The following is a 16,966-nucleotide window of genomic DNA, read 5'->3' on the forward strand; positions in this document are numbered from 1 at the left end:
GCCGCACGAGTCACCACCACCGATGGATGTCCCCGGCGATGCGCCGCTTCCCGAGCGGCTGCACCTCGCGGGCGTTGCCCTCGGGGAAGAGGCTCCGGTAGTGCGCAAGGGCGGCGGCGGACGCCTGGACCGGATGGGTCAGGACCGTCCAGCGCACCCCGGTGGTGTAGGGGCAGGTCGTGGTGGACCCGAGGTAGCGGTAGGACTCGGTGCAGGGCGGCAGCAGGGTGTCGATCTCCACGTCGGGCACGAGCCACGGGTCTTCGCTCCGGCGGGCGGATTCCAGCAGCCGGTCCAGGGAGCCGTTGGCGTCGCCCGGGTGGACGAACACGGCGAGCACCGCGTACTCCTTCGCACCGGCCGCGATCGCGGTCGCGTCCCCGTCCCCTTCTCCGATCGTCCGTGCGTATTTCAGGTGCTGTTCCATCGGGAACGTCACCCCGCCGACGGTGTGCTCGGACGGCGTGTGCCAGTGGATGTCCTCCAGGTGGTAGGTGGCGTCGCCGACGCCCATCAGGCAGTCCTGTCCGCGCGGCGGCTCGGCCTTCACCGAGCCCTCCTCGGCCCGGACGCAGTCGGGCCGGTGCCGCTTCGGACGCTCGAAGCGCAGCCGCATGGCGAGCCGCGCCGGATGGCGCAGGCGCAGGGGCGGCAGCGCCGAAACGTCAGTGGCCGCCGGACGGATGTCGACCGGGCTCTGGGTCTGCAGCGCGGTGCCGGCGGCGGAGTGGGCGGGGGCGGTCAGGGACACAGGGGATCACCTTCGGAGGGGCGGACTGCCGGGCAACGACGACCGCATCCTTTTCCCCCGACGGCGCCCGGGACGCGCGAGATCACCCGGACTGCTGAACACCCCGGATCGCGGCCTTGACGCGCTACGGTCGCGACATGAACCAGGATCCCGAAGCGGCGGCTCAGGAACCCGGCGAGGACACCGTCCGCGAGTTCGCCGGTCTGGCGCGGGACTGGGCGGCGGCGATCGTCGCCAACGACCCCGCACGCATCGCGGGCTTCATGGCGGACGAGTGGGTGATCGTCTCCGAGTCGGGGATCGACCCGAAGGAGAGGTTCCTCTCCCTCGTCCGGTCCGGGGAACTCACCCACTCCGCGATGGACCTCAGGACCCGGCCCCGGGTCCGCGTCTACGGCGACACGGCCGTGGTCACCGGACGGGTCACCAACACGGCCCACTACCAGGGCGAGCGCTACGACGCCGACGAGTGGACGACGGACGTGTTCGTGAAGCGGGACGGGCGCTGGCGGTGCGTGCTGAGCCAGATCACGTCGGCGGCCCCCGGAACCACATCAGCGGCCCCTGAATGAGCGTTCATCTGATTTGCATATGATGCGCAAATGCACGACTACAGCATCAGGGAAGCCACGCCTGCGGACATCGACGGGGCGCGGGTGGTGATGCTGGACGCCGTGTACCGAGACTTCGACACCGGCTATGTGCCGCTCTGGCACGCCGACATCATCGACCCGGTGCCGTTCTACGTCGAACCACCGCGGCACACCCTCCTGGTGGCCGTGGACGAGCGGGACGGGACGGTGGCGGCCACGGGGGCGCTGGACGCGCGCGGGCCGGTTCATCCGCCGAACCCGCGCTGGCTGGCCGAGCGGTACCCCTCGGGCGAGACCGCGCAGCTGCGGCGGTTGTACGTCGCCCCCGCACACCGCCGGCGCGGACTGGCCCGGCGGCTGGTGACAGGCCTGGTCGACTTCGCCCGGGCCGACGGTGGTTACCGCTCCGTGTATCTCCACACGTATCCGCACTCGCCCGGCGCGATGGGCCTGTGGGGGACGCTGGGCAAGGTGGTCTGCGACGAGCGGGAGGAAGTGCCCGGCGGCGGCAACGGCGTGGTGCACTTCGAGATTCCCTTCGCTTGAACACCACGGGGACGACACTGAACACCTCGACCTCACCCCTGACCAAGGGCCTGGCCGCCCTGCGCGTCCTCGCGCGGGGCGGCGCCCCGACGCTGCTGTGGCGGGCCGTGCTCATGGCCGCCCTGGTGGGCGCGATCGGCCTGCTGCCGTGGCTGTCACGCACGGACCCGGCGCTGACGGTGCTCAAGGCCCGCTCGGCCGACCGTGACCCGACGCCCGAGACGCTGCGCGCCATCCGCGACCAACTCGGGCTGGACGACGGCCCGCTGGTGCTGCTCGGCCGCTGGCTGGGCGGGCTGCTGCACGGGGACGCGGGCACGTCGTGGGTGTCCGGCGGCCAGGTGCTGCCCGGCGTGGTGCAGGCGCTCGGCGCTTCGCTGCTGCTGATGTCCGGGGCCCTCCTGGTCGCGGCGGGCACCGTGGCGGCGGTGTGCGCCCGCACACTCCGGCTCGGCTCGCGGGGGCGGCTCGCCGCACGCGGCCCGGGCGGCACCGCGTCGGCCGTGCTGGCCGCACTGCCCGAGTTCCTCGTCGCCTCCGTGCTGGCCTCGGTGATCGGCGTCCAGCTGGGCTGGCTGCCCGCCCTCGGGTGGTACGGGCCGCAGTGGATGGTGCTGCCCTCACTGGCCCTCGGTCTGCCCGCCGGGGCGATCCTCGGACGGATGCTGGACGACCTGCTGCCCAGCGCGTTCGCCGAACCGTGGGCCCAGGCGGCCGCGGCACGCGGTGTCCCGCCGAAGTCCGTGGCACGGCAGGCGGTGCGCCGCTGCGTGCCCGGACTGCTGCCCAACCTGGGCCTGTTCGTGGTCGGCCTGACCGGCGGCTCGGTCGCCGTCGAGCAGATCTTCGACATACCGGGCCTGGGCCGGCTCACCCTGCACGCCGCCCTCGCCCAGGACCTGCCCGTCCTGCAGACCGGCACCCTCGCCCTCGTCCTGGTCGCGGCTCTCGCCGGGGTCCTCGCCCGGCTGTCGGCCCGGCTGCTCATCGGGCCCGCGCTGCGCGACGGCGCCCTGCACTCCCTGCACCGCCCCGGCCCCTCCGCCCCCCGCGCCCTGCCGCTGCTCTACGGGGCGCTGCTCGCCGCCGTCATCGGATTCGGCCTGCCCCGCGACGCGCTCGCCCTGGACACCCTCGCCCGGCTGCGGCCCCCCTCCCTGGCGCATCCGTTCGGGACGGACGCGCTCGGCAGGGACGTCCTCGCCCGGGTCTCGCACGGCGCGCTGACCACGCTCGGCATCGCCCTCGCGGTGAGCGCCGCCGCACTCGTCGCGGGGCTGCTGCTGGGGCTGCTGCCGAGGCTGTCGGGGCCGCTGGTCGACACCGTCAGCGCCGTGCCGCCCGTCCTGGCCGGACTCCTCGTCTCCGGCGTCGCGGGCAGCGGGCCCTGGACGCCCGCGTTCGCCGTGGGCGTCGTGGCCTGGTCCCCGCTGGCCGCCCACACGTCCTCCCTGCTGCGGCAGGAACGCGCGACCACCCACCTGGCCGCGACCCGCGCCCTGGGCGCCGGCCGCTGGTATCTGCTCTGGCACGAACTGCTGCCCGCCGTGCTGTCGCCGGTGGCCCGGCACGCCCTGCTCCGGCTGCCCGGCATCGCGCTGAGCCTCGCCGCCCTCGGCTTCCTCGGCCTGGGCGCCCAGCCGCCGTCCCCCGAGTGGGGCCTGCTGCTCGCCGAGAACCAGCCGTACGCCGAGCGCGCCCCGTGGGCCGTCCTCTTCCCCGCCGCCGTGCTCGCCCTGCTCGGGGCGCTCGCGGTGACGGCCGCAGGCGGCGTACGGCTGCCCCGGCGGCGCGGCCGGCCCGAGGGCCCGTCCGGGTCCCCCGGGGAGCGGGTCATGCCCCCGCAGCGGCGGCGGAACAGCCCCGACGCCCTCCTGGCCCCCGTGTCCACCCCTGTGTCCACCTCACCGGCGGAAGAACGATGACCGACCCCGTCTCCCGCGTGCCGGCCCGCCGGGCCGCCCGTACGTCCAAGACCCCGCGCGAGAGCACCTGGCGGCTCTGGAAGGAGCTGTCGCCGCTGCTGCGGCTGCTGATCCTGACCCAGCTCGCCTTCAACGTCGGTTTCTACGCCGTCCTGCCGTTCCTTGCCGAGCACCTGGGCACCGCGATCGGCATGGCGGGCTGGCTGGTCGGGTTCGTGCTCGGGCTGCGCACCTTCAGCCAGCAAGGACTGTTCGTGGTCGGCGGCTCGCTCGTCGACCGGTTCGGGGTGCGGCCGGTCGTGCTGGCCGGCTGTGTGCTGCGGATCGCCGGGTTCGCGTGGCTCGGATACGCGGAGGCGAGCTGGGCCGTGATCGGCGCCGTGCTGGTGATCGGTTTCGCCGCCGCGCTGTTCTCTCCGGCCGTGGAGTCCGAGGTGGCCCGCCAGGCGGTGGTCTGGGAGGAGGAGGGGCACGGCTCGCGCACGCGTCTCCTGGCCCTGTTCAGCGTCGCGGGCCAGGCCGGGGCCTTCGTCGGACCGCTGCTCGGCGGGTTGCTGCTCGCCGTCGACTTCCGCACCGCGTGCCTCGCCGGCGCGGCGGTCTTCGTGCTCGTCCTGGCCGGGCATCTGTGGCTGATGCCGCAGCACATCCCGGGCCGGGTCCGTATCCGGGAACGGGGCGGGGCGCGCCTGCTGCTGCGCAACCGCCCCTTCCTGGCCCTGTGCGGGGCGTACGGCTCGTACCTGCTCGCCTACAACCAGCTGTATCTGGCGCTGCCGGACGAGGTGCAGCGCGCGGCGGGCTCCCAGGCGCCGCTGTCCTGGCTGTTCGCCCTGTCCTCGGTGCTGGTGGTGTTCACCCAGCTGCCGGTGACCCGCTGGGCGGGCGACCGGCTGGACCTGCGCCGTTCCATGACGGCCGGGCTGCTGCTGATCGCGGCCGGTTTCGCGGTGGTGGCCGCGGCGCGCCCCGCGGGCTGGACGGGAGCCGCCGGACTGCTGCCCGCCGCGGGCTTCGTCGTGCTGCTCACCGTGGGACAGATGCTGGTCGTGCCCGCCGCCCGCGCCTGGGTGCCCGACCTGGCCGAGGAGGGCCGGATCGGCCTCTACATGGGCGCGCTGTCCTCCGTCTCCGGCCTGATCGTCCTGGCCGGCAGCGCGGCCACCGGCTCCCTGCTCGACCTCGGCCTCCCGGCCGCCGTGCCCTGGCTGGTCCTCGCGGCCGTGCCGGCCCTGACGGTGGCTCTGCTGCCGCGCCGGGAGGAGCGGGCGGAGGAGGCGGACGAGGCGGCCTGATCCGGCACGCCCAGGCACCAGCAGACGGCCCCCGGCGCCCCGAGGCGCGCGCAGGACACCCCCGGCAACCGCGCGCACCGCACCGTCACCCCGCCGGGCGACTCCTCCGCTCCCGGATTTCCGCGACCGTACCGTCTCTCTCCCCCGCTGCGGAGATCATTGGTCACGCGGCGCCAGTATCCTGGGTCGGCTGCGACGTTCCCCACCAACCCCCGCCTCAAAACGGGGAGTTCGGCATGCGGCGACGTACCTTCCCCCACGCATGAGACGAGGACGAGTGCTGCTAGCGGGCCGCTACCGGCTGGATGTTGAGATCGGACGCGGTGGAATGGGAGAGGTCTGGCGCGCGTACGACGAGACGCTCGCCAGAGCGGTGGCCGTCAAGCTGCTGCTGCCCCAGGACACCGACGTCACGGCGGCCTCCCGGTTCCGTCTGGAGGCCCAGACCGCCGGGCGTCTCAACCACCCCCATCTCGTCGGTGTCCTGGACTTCGGCGAGTACGACAACCGGCTGTACCTGGTGATGGAACTGGTCGAGGGCGACAGCCTCGCCGGGGTGCTGGCCGCCTCCGGCGCGCTGCCCGCCGAGCGGGTGGCCGATCTCGCCGCGCAGGCCGCCGCCGGGCTCGCCGCCGCGCACGCGCAGGGCATCGTCCACCGTGACATCAAGCCCGCCAACCTCCTGCTGGACGCCCACGGCACCCTGAAGATCGGCGACTTCGGCATCGCGCGCTTCCTCGACGACCCCGGCGCCGCGCTCACCGCCACCGGCCAGATCGTCGGCACCGGCCTCTACCTCGCGCCCGAACGTGCCCTGGGCCAGCCCGCCGGGCCCGCCTCCGACATGTACTCCCTGGGGTGCCTGCTCTACCAACTCCTCAGCGGACGGCCGCCGTTCCAGGCAGACACCGCCGTCGCGCTCCTGCACCAGCATCTCGATTCCGTGCCCGTACCGCCCCGCGAGCTCGGTGTCGCCGGACTCCCGCCGGCCTTCGAGAACTACCTGCTCGGCCTGCTCGCCAAGCAGCCCGAGGACCGGCCCACCGCCCAGGGGACCGCCGAGTGGTTCGCCGGCGGCGCCTGGCGGGGACTGCCCGAGCCGCTGCCGGAGGCAGCGCCCCCGGTGACGTCCGTCACGCCGAGGCCGTATCCGGCCGCCGAGACCCGCAACCCGGCCACGTACGCGCTGCCCGGTGCCCCGGGGCTGCGCACCGGCCGCACGCCCCAGGCCGGCCGTGCGCGCCGCGCCGCACCCCGAGCCGCCCCCGACAACCGGCGCAGAGCGGCCGCGACCGTGGCCGCGGCGGCGCTCTTCGCCGCGGCGATGCTCGCCGGCATGATGTGGTTCTCGCCCGACAACACCGCGACGGAGGGCACGGAACCCGACGCGTCCCCCTCCGCGAGCAGCCCCGCCGCCACGCCGTCCGCGGACTCCGCGTCGCCGCTCTCCTCCGCTCCGGCGGCGGACCCGGCTCCGGACGCCACCGTGCCGGCCGCCGGCACAGTGGCCGATATCACCCCGTCCACCAGCGCACCCGCTCCCCCGACCCCGGTCGACACGACGCCCAGCCCCGCGACTCCGGCCCAGGAGACGGCCGGCCCACCGCGAAAGGCGGACAAACCCCAGCAGGAGAAGCCCCGTCGGACCTGGGAAGACGGGGACGACGATGACGACGGTGGCGACGACTGAGCGGTCCTGCGCCGGTGTGCGAGCGGACGCCCCCTCGCGCGCCCCCTCGGGTGGCTTGTCATCGTCCTTATCTCGGCATTACTGTCACCACGCCTTGGTGAACGGGAAAGCCGGTGTGATGCCGGTGCGGCCCTCGCCACTGTGAATCGGGAAGTCCGGCTCCAGCCCTCACGGGCAGCCACTGGGTCCTTGTGACCCGGGAAGGCGGAGTACGGGCGGTGGTACCCGTAAGCCAGGAGACCGGCCAGGGCGCGTCAACCATCCACGAGGTGCTGGAGAGGGTCTGCTGAACCATGCACATAGCCGAGGGTTTTCTCCCGCCCGCACACGCGGTCGCCTGGGGCGTCGCGTCGGCGCCGTTCGTCGTCCACGGGGTCCGGTCGCTCACCCGTGAGGTGCGCGAGCACCCCGAGAGCACCCTGCTCCTCGGTGCCTCCGGTGCCTTCACGTTCGTTCTGTCCGCCCTGAAACTGCCGTCGGTCACCGGCAGTTGCTCCCACCCCACCGGAACGGGTCTGGGAGCCATCCTTTTCCGGCCACCCATCATGGCGGTGCTGGGCACCATCACCCTGCTCTTCCAGGCGCTGCTGCTCGCCCACGGCGGTCTGACCACGCTCGGCGCCAACGTCTTCTCCATGGCGATCGTCGGCCCCTGGGTCGGATACGCCGTGTACAAGCTGCTGCGGCGGTACGACGTGCCGCTGATGGTCGCGGTCTTCTTCGGGGCGTTCTTCGCCGACCTGTCGACGTACTGCGTCACCAGCGTGCAGCTGGCGCTCGCCTTCCCCGACCCGGGCAGCGGGTTCGTGGGCGCGCTCGGCAAGTTCGGCACCATCTTCGCCGTCACCCAGATCCCGCTCGCGGTGAGCGAGGGCCTGCTGACCGTGCTCGTGATGCGGCTGCTGGTGCAGTCCAGCAAGGGCGAACTGACCCGGCTGGGCGTGCTCCTCGCCAAGAAGCAGTCCGTGACCGAGACCGAGGTGGCGGCCCGATGAAGAAGAACACGAAGATCAACCTCCTGCTGCTGCTCGCCGTGGCCGCGCTCGCCGTACTGCCGCTCGCGCTCGGCCTCGGCGACCACAAGGAGGAGCCGTTCGCGGGCGCCGACGCCCAGGCGGAGACGGCGATCACCGAGATCGACCCGGACTACGAGCCCTGGTTCTCGCCGCTGTACGAGCCGCCGTCGGGTGAGATCGAGTCGGCGCTGTTCGCCCTGCAGGCGGCGCTCGGAGCCGGTGTCCTCGCCTACTACTTCGGTCTGCGCCGGGGCCGGCGCCAGGGTGAGCAGCAGGCGCGGGAGCGGGACGCCGAGGAGCCGGCGGCCGAAAGGGCCTGAGCCGCGTGCTGCCGATCGACGCGGCGGCGCACAGCAGTCGCTGGCGCCGCCGCCATCCCGTGGACAAGGCCGTGCTCGGTCTGGGACTCACCGTGCTGGCCATCTCGCTGCCGCCCTGGCCGGGCGCGGCCCTGGTGCTGGTGACGGCCGTGTCCCTGCTGCTGGGGCCGGCCGGTGTGCCCGGCCGGCGGCTGTGGCGGGCCTACCGGGTGCCGCTGGGCTTCTGCGTGACCGGCGCTCTCACGCTGCTCGTCCAGGTGGGCGGGCCGGAGGGCTTCGTCTCCCTCGCGGACGACGGGCCGCTGCGGGCCGGGGAGTTGCTGCTGCGCACCTCGGCGGCCTCCCTGGGGGTGCTGCTGTTCGCCTTCACCACGCCCATGTCCGACCTGCTGCCGCGCCTGGTCCGGGCCGGCGTCCCGGCGCCGGTCGTCGATGTCGCGCTCGTGACGTACCGCATGAGCTTTCTGCTGCTGGACTCAGTGCGCCGGATCCGCGACGCGCAGGCCGCCCGGCTCGGGCACACCACGCGGGCCGCCGCCTGGCGTTCGCTGGGCGGGCTCGGCGCCACCGCGTTCGTCCGGGCCTTCGACCGGGCGGCCCGCCTCCAGGCCGGTCTCGCCGGGCGCGGCTACGACGGGACCCTGCGGGTTCTGGTGCCGGAGGCCCGGGTCTCCGTCCGCTTCACGGTCGCCAGTTGCGCGCTCCTCGCGGCGCTGGTCGTCCTCACCTTCGTACTGGAAAGGCCGCCGGCATGAGCGAGCCCGCCCTCGTCGCCCTGCGGGGCGCGTCCTTCGCCTACGAGGACGGCCCGGCCGTGCTCAGCGGCCTCGACTTCGACATCCGCGAGGGACGGGCGCTGGCGCTGCTCGGCCGCAACGGCAGCGGCAAGACCACGCTGATGCGGCTGCTCAGCGGCGGGCTGCGTCCGCACGAGGGGCGGTTGACGGTCGACGGGCAGCAGGTGACGTACGACCGCAAGGGCCTGACCCGGCTGCGGACGACCGTCCAACTGGTGGTGCAGGACCCGGACGACCAGCTGTTCGCGGCGTCCGTCGAGCAGGACGTGTCGTTCGGGCCGCTGAACCTCGGGCTGTCCGACACGGAGGTACGGGCGCGGGTGGCGGAGGCGCTCGCCGCCCTGGACATCGGCGCCCTGGCCGACCGGCCCACCCATCTGCTCTCCTACGGGCAGCGCAAACGGACCGCCATCGCGGGCGCGGTCGCGATGCGGCCCCGGGTGCTGATCCTCGACGAGCCCACGGCCGGACTCGACCCCGACGGCCAGGAACGGCTCCTGGCCACGCTCGACGGGCTGCGTGCGAACGGCACCACGGTGGTGATGGCCACCCACGACGTCGATCTCGCCCTGCGCTGGGCCGACGACGCGGCGCTCCTCACCCCGGACGGTGTGCACCTCGCGCCCGCTCCCACGGCACTGGCCCGGACCGATCTCCTCCGGCAGGCGGGACTGCGGTTGCCGTGGGGTGCCGCCGCCGCGGACCTCCTGCGCGCGCAGGGGCTGTTGACGGGGTCGGCGCCCGGCCCGCGCACTCCCGAGGAGCTGGCCGCGCTGGCGGCGGGGCGGCCGGCCGGCGGCGGCTGAGGGTCGCTTCCGCGGCCTTGTCGTGTATAGGCTGGCGGTGCAGCTGGTTCGCCCCGTCCGCCAGGCGGGATGCGTCGCAAGAGGGAACCCGGTGGGAATCCGGGACTGCCCCGCAGCGGTGAGCGGGAACGACCGCCGTCATACGCACTGGGTCCACGCAGGGCCCGGGAAGCGACGGCCAGTAGGTGTTCTCACATGGTGAGACGTGCCCGCGAGTCCGAAGACCTGCCAACTGCCCGCGCGCGGACGATGCGTGCGCGGACATTCCGGTGACCTCGAGGGCGGGTCGGCGTACTTACCAGGCGGATGACCGCGCTGTGCCGCGCGAGGTCGTCTCCGTCCGGTTCGTCACCCCTTCGCGCTCTCGTCCCGTCGCCGGGATCTCAGGGATTCGTCTCGCGAAGGAGATCTCCGTGACCACCAAGCCCGCAGCCGCGGCAGCACGGTCCACCGTGTACGGCTACCCCCGCCAGGGCCAGAACCGGGAACTGAAGAAGGCGATCGAGGGCTACTGGAAGGGCCGCGTCACCGCCGACGCCCTCCGGGCCACCGCCGCCGACCTGCGCGCCTCGAACTGGCGGCAGCTGGCCGACGCCGGCATCGACGAGGTCCCGACGGGCGACTTCTCGTTCTACGACCACGTCCTGGACACCACCGTCATGGTCGGCGCGATCCCCGGCCGCCACCGGGACGCCGTCGAGGCGGACGCCCTGGACGGCTACTTCGCCATGGCGCGTGGCACGCAGGACGTGGCGCCGCTGGAGATGACCAAGTGGTTCGACACCAACTACCACTACCTGGTGCCCGAGCTGGGTCCGGACACGGTCTTCACCGCCGACTCCGCCAAGCAGGTCGCCGAGCTGCGCGAGGCCCTGGCGCTCGGCCACACCGCGCGCCCCGTCCTCGTCGGCCCGGTCACGTATCTGCTCCTCGCCAAGCCCGCCCCGGGGGTGCCCGCGGACTTCGAGCCGCTCACGCTCCTGGACCGGCTGCTGCCCGTGTACGCCGAGGTCCTCGCCGACCTGCGCGCGGCGGGCGCCGAGTGGGTGCAGCTGGACGAGCCGGCCCTGGTCCAGGACCGGACCCCGGCCGAGCTGAACGCCGCCGAGCGTGCCTACCGTGACCTCGGAGCCCTCACCGACCGGTCGAAGCTGCTGGTCGCCTCATACTTCGACCGGCTCGGGAACGCCCTGCCGGTGCTGGCGAAGGCGCCGGTCGAGGGGCTCGCGCTGGACTTCACGGAGTCGGCGGCGGCCAACCTGGACGATCTGGCCGCGGTGGGCGGTCTGCCGGGCAAGCGGCTGGTCGCCGGTGTCGTCGACGGGCGCAACATCTGGATCAACGACCTGGCGGCGTCGCTCTCCCGGCTCGGCACACTCCTCGGCCTCGCCGACCGGGTGGACGTCTCGGCCTCCTGCTCCCTGCTGCACGTGCCGCTGGACACGGCGGCGGAGCGGGACATCGAGCCGCAGGTGCTGCGCTGGCTCGCCTTCGCGCGGCAGAAGACCGCGGAGATCGTGACCCTCGCGCGCGGTCTCGCGCAGGGCACGGACACCATCGGCGCGCAGCTCGCCGCGAACCGGGCGGACCTGTCCTCCCGGGCGAACTCACCGATCACCCGTGACCCGGCGGTCCGCGCCCGCACGGCCGCGGTGTCCGATGCGGACGCCCGCCGCTCGCTGCCGTACGCCGAGCGGACCGCCGCCCAGCGCGCCCGGCTCGGTCTGCCCCTGCTGCCGACCACCACGATCGGCTCGTTCCCGCAGACCGGTGAGGTGCGTACCGCCCGGGCGGACCTGCGCGCGGGCCGGATCGACACGGCCGGCTACGAGGAGCGCATCAGGGCCGAGATCCAGGAGGTGATCTCCTTCCAGGAGAAGGCAGGTCTGGATGTCCTGGTGCACGGCGAGGCCGAACGCAACGACATGGTCCAGTACTTCGCCGAGCAGCTCACCGGCTATCTCGCCACGCAGCACGGCTGGGTCCAGTCCTACGGCACCCGCTATGTCCGCCCGCCGATCCTGGCCGGCGACATCTCCCGGCCCGAGCCGATGACCGTGCGCTGGACGACGTACGCGCAGTCCCTCACGGACCGTCCGGTCAAGGGCATGCTCACCGGCCCGGTCACCATGCTCGCCTGGTCCTTCGTCCGCGACGACCAGCCGCGCGCCGAGACGGCCCGGCAGGTCGCTCTCGCCCTGCGCGACGAGGTGAGGGACCTGGAGGCGGCCGGGACGTCGGTCATCCAGGTCGACGAGCCGGCCCTGCGCGAGACGCTGCCGCTGCGTGCCGCCGACCGGCCGGAGTATCTGGGGTGGGCCACGGAGGCCTTCCGGCTCAGCACGGGCGGCGTGCGGCCGGACACGCAGATCCACACGCACATGTGCTACGCCGAGTTCGGCGACATCGTGCAGGCCATCGACGACCTCGACGCGGACGTCATCAGCCTTGAGGCCGCCCGCTCCCACATGCAGGTCGCCCGCGAACTCGCCTCGCACGGCTATCCGCGTGAGGCGGGGCCGGGTGTCTACGACATCCACTCCCCGCGGGTTCCCGACGCGCAGGAGGCGGCCGACCTGCTGCGCACCGGCCTGAAGGCCATCCCCGCCGAACGGCTGTGGGTCAACCCCGACTGCGGCCTGAAGACCCGCGGCTGGACCGAGACCCGCGCGTCCCTGGAGAACCTGGTCACGGCGGCCCGGACCGTCCGGGCCGAACTGGACGGGGAGCGGCCCGGACTCGCCTGACGCTCCGGCAGGGCGGGCCGAGGCAGCGGCCCGCCCTGCCGGAGCCAGGTCGCGCGCGGGATCCCGCCGAGGCCTATCGCGGCCCGCTCCCCGACGGGCCAGGTCGCGCGGGACCCCGCCGGGCCGGATCGCGCTCGCTGGGGCCGCTGCCGCAGCCCGCGCCCGGCTCGGCCGCGGTCGACTTCCGCGGCGGGCGCCCGCCGGGCCCGTCGCCTGAGCCACGGGCCGGGCCCGGCAGCACGGCCCGGGAGATCCCGGATCGCCGGCGGCCGGGCCGGGACGCCGGGTTACCGAGGCCTCGGCCCCCGGCTCGCGGGCGGGGTGGCGACCGTCGCCTCAGCCCGCCGTCGCCGCGGCCGCCGCCCGGCCCGCCGCGCGGCCCGAGAAGAGGCAGCCGCCCAGGAAGGTGCCTTCGAGGGAGCGGTAGCCGTGGACACCGCCGCCGCCGAAGCCGGCGACCTCGCCGGCCGCGTACAGCCCGCTGATCGGCTTGCCGGCGGCGTTCAGGACGCGGCCGGAGAGGTCGGTCTGGAGCCCGCCGAGGGTCTTGCGGGTGAGGATGTTGAGGCGTACGGCGATCAGCGATCCTGCGGACGTGTCCAGGATCCGGTGGGCGGAGGCGGTGCGGCTGAGGGTGTCGCCGGGGTAGGCGAGGGCGTTGCGGATGCCCATGACCTGGGCGTCCTTGGTGTACGGGTTGGCGATCTCGCGGTCGCGGGCCTCGATCTGCCGCTGCAGGCCGGCCAGGTCGATCAGGTCGTCCCCCGTCAGTTTGTTCATGCCGGCGACGAGTTCGGGCAGGGTCTTGGCGACGACGAAGTCCTCGCCCTTCTCCTTGAACCGCTCGATCGGCTCGGGGGTCTGCCAGATGCGCGACAGCAGCTTCCAGACGTTCTTCTCGGTGAGGTCCGGGTTCTGCTCGGAGCCGGAGAGCGCGAACTCCTTGGCGATGATCTTCTGGGTCGTGACGAACCAGGAGTAGTCGTATCCGGTGTCGGTGATCGACTTGAGGGTGTGGAGCGTGTCGTAGCCCGGGATGTCGGGGCTGGAGAAGCGCTTGCCCGTGGCGTCGAACCACATGGAGGACGGGCCGGGCAGGATGCGGATGCCGTGGTCGGGCCAGATCGGGTCGTAGTTCTTCAGGCCCTCGGTGTAGTGCCACATGCGGTCGGGGTTGACGATCCGTCCGCCCGCCTTCTCGGTGATCGCGAGCATCCGCCCGTCCACGTGCGCGGGCACACCCGTGATCATGGACTTCGGGGGTGTGCCGAGGCGCGCGGGCCAGTTCCGCCGGACGAGGTCGTGGTTGGCTCCGATGCCGCCCGAGGTGACGATCACGACGGGGGCGTTCAGTTCGAAGTCGCCGACGACCTTGCGGGAGGTGGGCTTGCCGCGTGCCGCGCTGCTGGGTTCCAGGACCTTTCCGCGTACCCCGGTGACGGCACCGTTCGTGACGATCAGGTCGTCCACGCGGTGCCGGAACCTGAACGTCACCTTGCCGTCCTCCACGGCCGCGCGCACCTTCTTCTCGAAGGGCTCGACGATGGCGGGACCGGTGCCCCAGGTGACGTGGAAGCGGGGTACGGAGTTGCCGTGCCCGTCCGCGAGGCCGCCGCCGCGCTCGGCCCAGCCGACGATCGGGAACCACTGCATCCCGAGCCCCGCGAGCCAGGAGTGCTTCTCCCCCGAGGCGAAGTCCACGTACGCCTCGGCCCACTTGTGGGCCCAGTGGTCCTGGCCCGAGGGGTCGGTGATGCCACGGTCGAAGCCGGCCGTGCCCAGCCAGTCCTGCCAGGCCAGTTCCTGCGAGTCCTTGATGCCCATGAGCCGCTGCTCGGGGGAATCGACGAAGAACAGCCCGCCGAAGGACCAGAAGGCCTGCCCGCCCAGGCCGGCCTCCGGTTCCTGGTCGAGCAGCAGCACCTTGCGTCCGGCGGCGGCCAGTTCGGCGGTGGCGACGAGCCCGGCGAGGCCGTGGCCGACGACGATGGCGTCCGCGTCCGACGATCCGGCGCCTGCCGCGAAGGCCGGGAACGCCGACTGCGCGAGCGCGGCGCCGGCGAGCACACCGCCCGCCACGGTCAGGGCACGACGGCGGGTGAACGCGGCGGGTTCTGACGGGTGTTCCATGGGCCGCCTTCCGGAGGAGGTGCGCAGGGGTCGGGAGAGGCCCCTGGGGCAACCAGGGGTGTTACCGACGGTAGCCCAGGAGTTCTCAAGGCCGCCAGAGTCCTGCGCCGATGAACTCAAGGGCGCGGTTCGGGAGTTGGCACAAGGGCGTACCGGCCGCCCGAAATGCGTTTGTCCGCCCGCGACGCACCCCACTACGGTGCCGAGGTGGATCTCTTCTCACGTTCCTGGACGGCATTGCGCGCGGCGGTCGCCGACCTGGCCGACGAGGACTTCGCCCGGCCGTCCGGCTGTACGGGCTGGCTGGTGCGGGACCTGGTGTGCCATCTGGTCATCGACGCCCAGGACGTCCTGATCACCCTCGCCACTCCCTCCGACCGGGAACCGACCCGTGACGCGGTGACCTACTGGGAGCTCGCCGACACGCCACCGACCGGTGACGACCCGCTCGACGCGCTGACCGTCCGGCTCGCCGCCGCGTACGAGGATCCGCACCTGCTCGCCTTCCACCTGGACGACGTCGGCTCCGCCGCCGGCCGCGCCGCCCGGCTCGCCGACCCGGCCGGCCGGGTCGGCACCCGCGACGAGGTCCTCACCGTGGCGGACTATCTCTCGGCGTACGTCCTGGAGTGGACGCTGCACCACCTCGACCTGATCGCGCACCTCCCGGACGCGGAGCAGCCGCCGGCGGAGGGGCTCACCCGCTCCCGCGAGCTGCTGGAACGGATCGCGGGGAGCGCGTTCCCCGCGTCGTTCACCGACCTGGACGCGCTGCTGGTGGGCACCGGGAGGCGGGTGCCCACGGAGGCGGAGCGGGCCGAACTGGGCGCGCAGGCCTCGAAACTGCCGCTCTACCTGGGCTGACCCGGCTCCCGGCCCTCCCCGGTCGTTCGTCAGTTCGTGTGCCGGTGTGCAGCAGCACCCGGGCGCCGACCCAGTCCGCCGGCACGGTCACGGTCCGCCGGTACCAGACCGCTTCCATGAAGTCCGTATCCCCGACCCCGGAGAGCTCCGACTCCGGGCAGAACGGGACGACGATCGTGCCGGTGAGTTCGCGCGTCAACAGCCCGCGTTCCAGGCCGGTGTCCGACCGGTCGATCTCGAACTGCCACGAGCCGTTGAGGTTCAGCCACGCGCCACGGACGAACTGGGGCCTCGGACACTCGGGGCGGGGCACGTCCATGGGGCTCCTCGTGTCACATGTGCCGGTCGACGCCCATGGCACCACGGGTTTACATCGATGTAAACCCGTCGGACGGCCCGATGAGCGCAGTCGGTACGATCTCGGCAGTCGGAAGGACGGGACAGCGTGGCGGCCAGACCAAGGATCAAGGACGTGGCGGAGTACGCCGGCGTCTCCCCCAAGACCGTCTCCAACGTGATCAACGACTTCGAGCATGTCTCGGAGCAGACCCGCGCCGCCGTCCAGGAGGCCATCGACGCCCTGGGCTACCGCGTCAACATCGCCGGGCGGCAACTGCGCCAGGGCCGCACCGGCATGATCACCCTGGCGGTCCCGGAGCTGGACGTCGCCTACTTCGCCGAGCTGGCCAAGCACGTCATGGCCGAGGCCGACCGGCGCGGGCAGACCGTGCTGCTACACCAGACCGGGGCGGTGCGCGAGCGGGAGCTGGCGGCGCTGCACGGTTTCGACGCGCAGTTCTCCGACGGCGTCATCCTCAGTCCGCTCTCCCTGCAGCCGCGTGATCTCGCCGTCCGTGACCGGCGCCTGCCCGTGGTCCTGCTCGGCGAGCGCTCCGCCGAGGGCGGCACCGACCATGTCGGCATCCACAACGTGCGCGCGGCGCGCGAGGCCACCGAGCACCTCCTGTCCAGAGGCCGCCGGCGCATCGCGGTGGTCGGTGGCGCCCTGCACGGCCGCCAGGGCACCGACCGGCTGCGCACCGACGGCTACCGCGAGGCCCTCGAAGCGGCGGGCGTGCCCTTCGAGCCCGGCCTGGTGGTGCGGGTGGACGCCTATCACTGGCAGGACGGCGCGCGGGCCGCCGGCGCGCTGATGGAACGCGATCCCCGCCCGGACGCGCTGCTGTGCCTGAACGACCATCTCGCCCTGGGCGCGCTGCGGGCCCTGCACGAGCTGGGCCGTTCCGTGCCGGGCGAGCTCGACGTGGTCGGCTTCGACGACATCGAGGCGTCCCGTTTCAGCGTCCCCACCCTGACGACCGTCGCCCCCGACAAGCAGGAGATCGCCCGGGCCGCCGTCGCCCAGCTGCTGGCCCGGATCGACGCTCCGGACACCGCGCCGCCCGGCGACCATGTGGCCGGGCACCGGCTCATCGTGCGGGAGAGTTCGGGGGGTTGAGGCGAGGAGGGACGGCCTTTCACATCC

At 73.3% G+C, this 16,966-nt stretch carries 14 protein-coding genes, 1 pseudogene and 2 riboswitches; of the genes and pseudogenes, 12 read left to right on the forward strand and 3 right to left on the reverse strand.

Annotation, left to right across the window (positions count from 1 at the left end; translation table 11 throughout):
• Positions 1-10 precede the first annotated feature (10 nt).
• Entirely contained in the window at positions 11-751 is a 741-nt protein-coding gene (locus tag ACZ6I3_RS13365; RefSeq protein WP_469414317.1) for a carbonic anhydrase family protein, read from the reverse strand.
• Between the two features lie 137 nt (positions 752-888).
• Between ACZ6I3_RS13365 and ACZ6I3_RS13370 the strand changes: the two genes are divergently transcribed.
• From ACZ6I3_RS13370 to metE, 10 genes are all read left to right on the forward strand, one after another.
• Complete coding sequence (locus tag ACZ6I3_RS13370; RefSeq protein ID WP_469414318.1) at positions 889-1,323, forward strand: nuclear transport factor 2 family protein; 435 nt, start codon at positions 889-891, stop codon at positions 1,321-1,323.
• A gap of 30 nt (positions 1,324-1,353) precedes the next feature.
• Positions 1,354-1,890, forward strand: a complete 537-nt coding sequence (locus tag ACZ6I3_RS13375; RefSeq protein WP_469414319.1) for a GNAT family N-acetyltransferase — start codon at positions 1,354-1,356, stop codon at positions 1,888-1,890.
• A gap of 113 nt (positions 1,891-2,003) precedes the next feature.
• Positions 2,004-3,815 (forward strand): ABC transporter permease subunit, encoded by a 1,812-nt coding sequence (locus tag ACZ6I3_RS13380; RefSeq protein WP_469414562.1) that lies wholly within the window; start codon positions 2,004-2,006, stop codon positions 3,813-3,815.
• A complete protein-coding gene (locus tag ACZ6I3_RS13385) occupies positions 3,812-5,110 on the forward strand; it encodes an MDR family MFS transporter (protein WP_469414320.1) in 1,299 nt (432 codons plus the stop codon). Before ACZ6I3_RS13380 ends, ACZ6I3_RS13385 begins: the two co-directional genes overlap by 4 nt.
• A 262-nt stretch (positions 5,111-5,372) precedes the next feature.
• The gene (locus tag ACZ6I3_RS13390) at positions 5,373-6,800 is read left to right on the forward strand and encodes a serine/threonine-protein kinase (RefSeq protein WP_469414322.1); all 1,428 of its coding nucleotides are present in this window, start codon (positions 5,373-5,375) and stop codon (positions 6,798-6,800) included.
• A gap of 78 nt (positions 6,801-6,878) precedes the next feature.
• Positions 6,879-7,063, forward strand: a riboswitch (cobalamin riboswitch).
• A 30-nt stretch (positions 7,064-7,093) separates the two neighbouring features.
• Entirely contained in the window at positions 7,094-7,795 is a 702-nt protein-coding gene (locus tag ACZ6I3_RS13395) for an energy-coupling factor ABC transporter permease (RefSeq protein ID WP_469414323.1), read from the forward strand.
• On the forward strand, positions 7,792-8,136 hold the full coding sequence (locus ACZ6I3_RS13400) for an energy-coupling factor ABC transporter substrate-binding protein (RefSeq protein ID WP_469414325.1): 345 nt from the start codon (positions 7,792-7,794) through the stop codon (positions 8,134-8,136). Before ACZ6I3_RS13395 ends, ACZ6I3_RS13400 begins: the two co-directional genes overlap by 4 nt.
• A 5-nt stretch (positions 8,137-8,141) precedes the next feature.
• Entirely contained in the window at positions 8,142-8,891 is a 750-nt protein-coding gene (cbiQ, locus tag ACZ6I3_RS13405) for a cobalt ECF transporter T component CbiQ (RefSeq protein ID WP_469414327.1), read from the forward strand.
• On the forward strand, positions 8,888-9,739 hold the full coding sequence (locus tag ACZ6I3_RS13410; protein ID WP_469414328.1) for an energy-coupling factor ABC transporter ATP-binding protein: 852 nt from the start codon (positions 8,888-8,890) through the stop codon (positions 9,737-9,739). The genes cbiQ and ACZ6I3_RS13410 overlap by 4 nt, the downstream gene beginning before the upstream one ends.
• A gap of 27 nt (positions 9,740-9,766) precedes the next feature.
• Positions 9,767-9,986, forward strand: a riboswitch (cobalamin riboswitch).
• A gap of 166 nt (positions 9,987-10,152) precedes the next feature.
• The gene (gene metE / locus ACZ6I3_RS13415; protein ID WP_469414329.1) at positions 10,153-12,486 is read left to right on the forward strand and encodes a 5-methyltetrahydropteroyltriglutamate--homocysteine S-methyltransferase; all 2,334 of its coding nucleotides are present in this window, start codon (positions 10,153-10,155) and stop codon (positions 12,484-12,486) included.
• Positions 12,487-12,822: 336 nt separating this feature from the next.
• Here metE and ACZ6I3_RS13420 read toward each other — a convergent pair whose 3' ends face one another.
• Entirely contained in the window at positions 12,823-14,616 is a 1,794-nt protein-coding gene (locus tag ACZ6I3_RS13420; protein ID WP_469414331.1) for an FAD-binding dehydrogenase, read from the reverse strand.
• Between the two features lie 207 nt (positions 14,617-14,823).
• Here ACZ6I3_RS13420 and ACZ6I3_RS13425 point away from each other — a divergent pair, with 207 nt between their 5' ends.
• Positions 14,824-15,480, forward strand: coding sequence for a maleylpyruvate isomerase N-terminal domain-containing protein (locus ACZ6I3_RS13425; protein WP_469414333.1), 657 nt, complete (start codon positions 14,824-14,826; stop codon positions 15,478-15,480).
• Positions 15,481-15,520: 40 nt separating this feature from the next.
• Here the strand turns inward: ACZ6I3_RS13425 and ACZ6I3_RS13430 are convergent.
• Positions 15,521-15,799, reverse strand: a pseudogene (locus ACZ6I3_RS13430) (beta-galactosidase); the annotation flags it as partial.
• 126 nt (positions 15,800-15,925) lie between these two features.
• On the opposite strand from ACZ6I3_RS13430, the gene ACZ6I3_RS13435 reads away from it, so the two are divergent.
• Positions 15,926-16,939: a LacI family DNA-binding transcriptional regulator gene (locus tag ACZ6I3_RS13435; protein WP_469414335.1), complete on the forward strand. Its 1,014-nt coding sequence runs from the start codon at positions 15,926-15,928 to the stop codon at positions 16,937-16,939.
• Positions 16,940-16,966 lie beyond the last annotated feature (27 nt).

This window comes from Streptomyces sp. NPDC041940, from assembly GCF_055589465.1.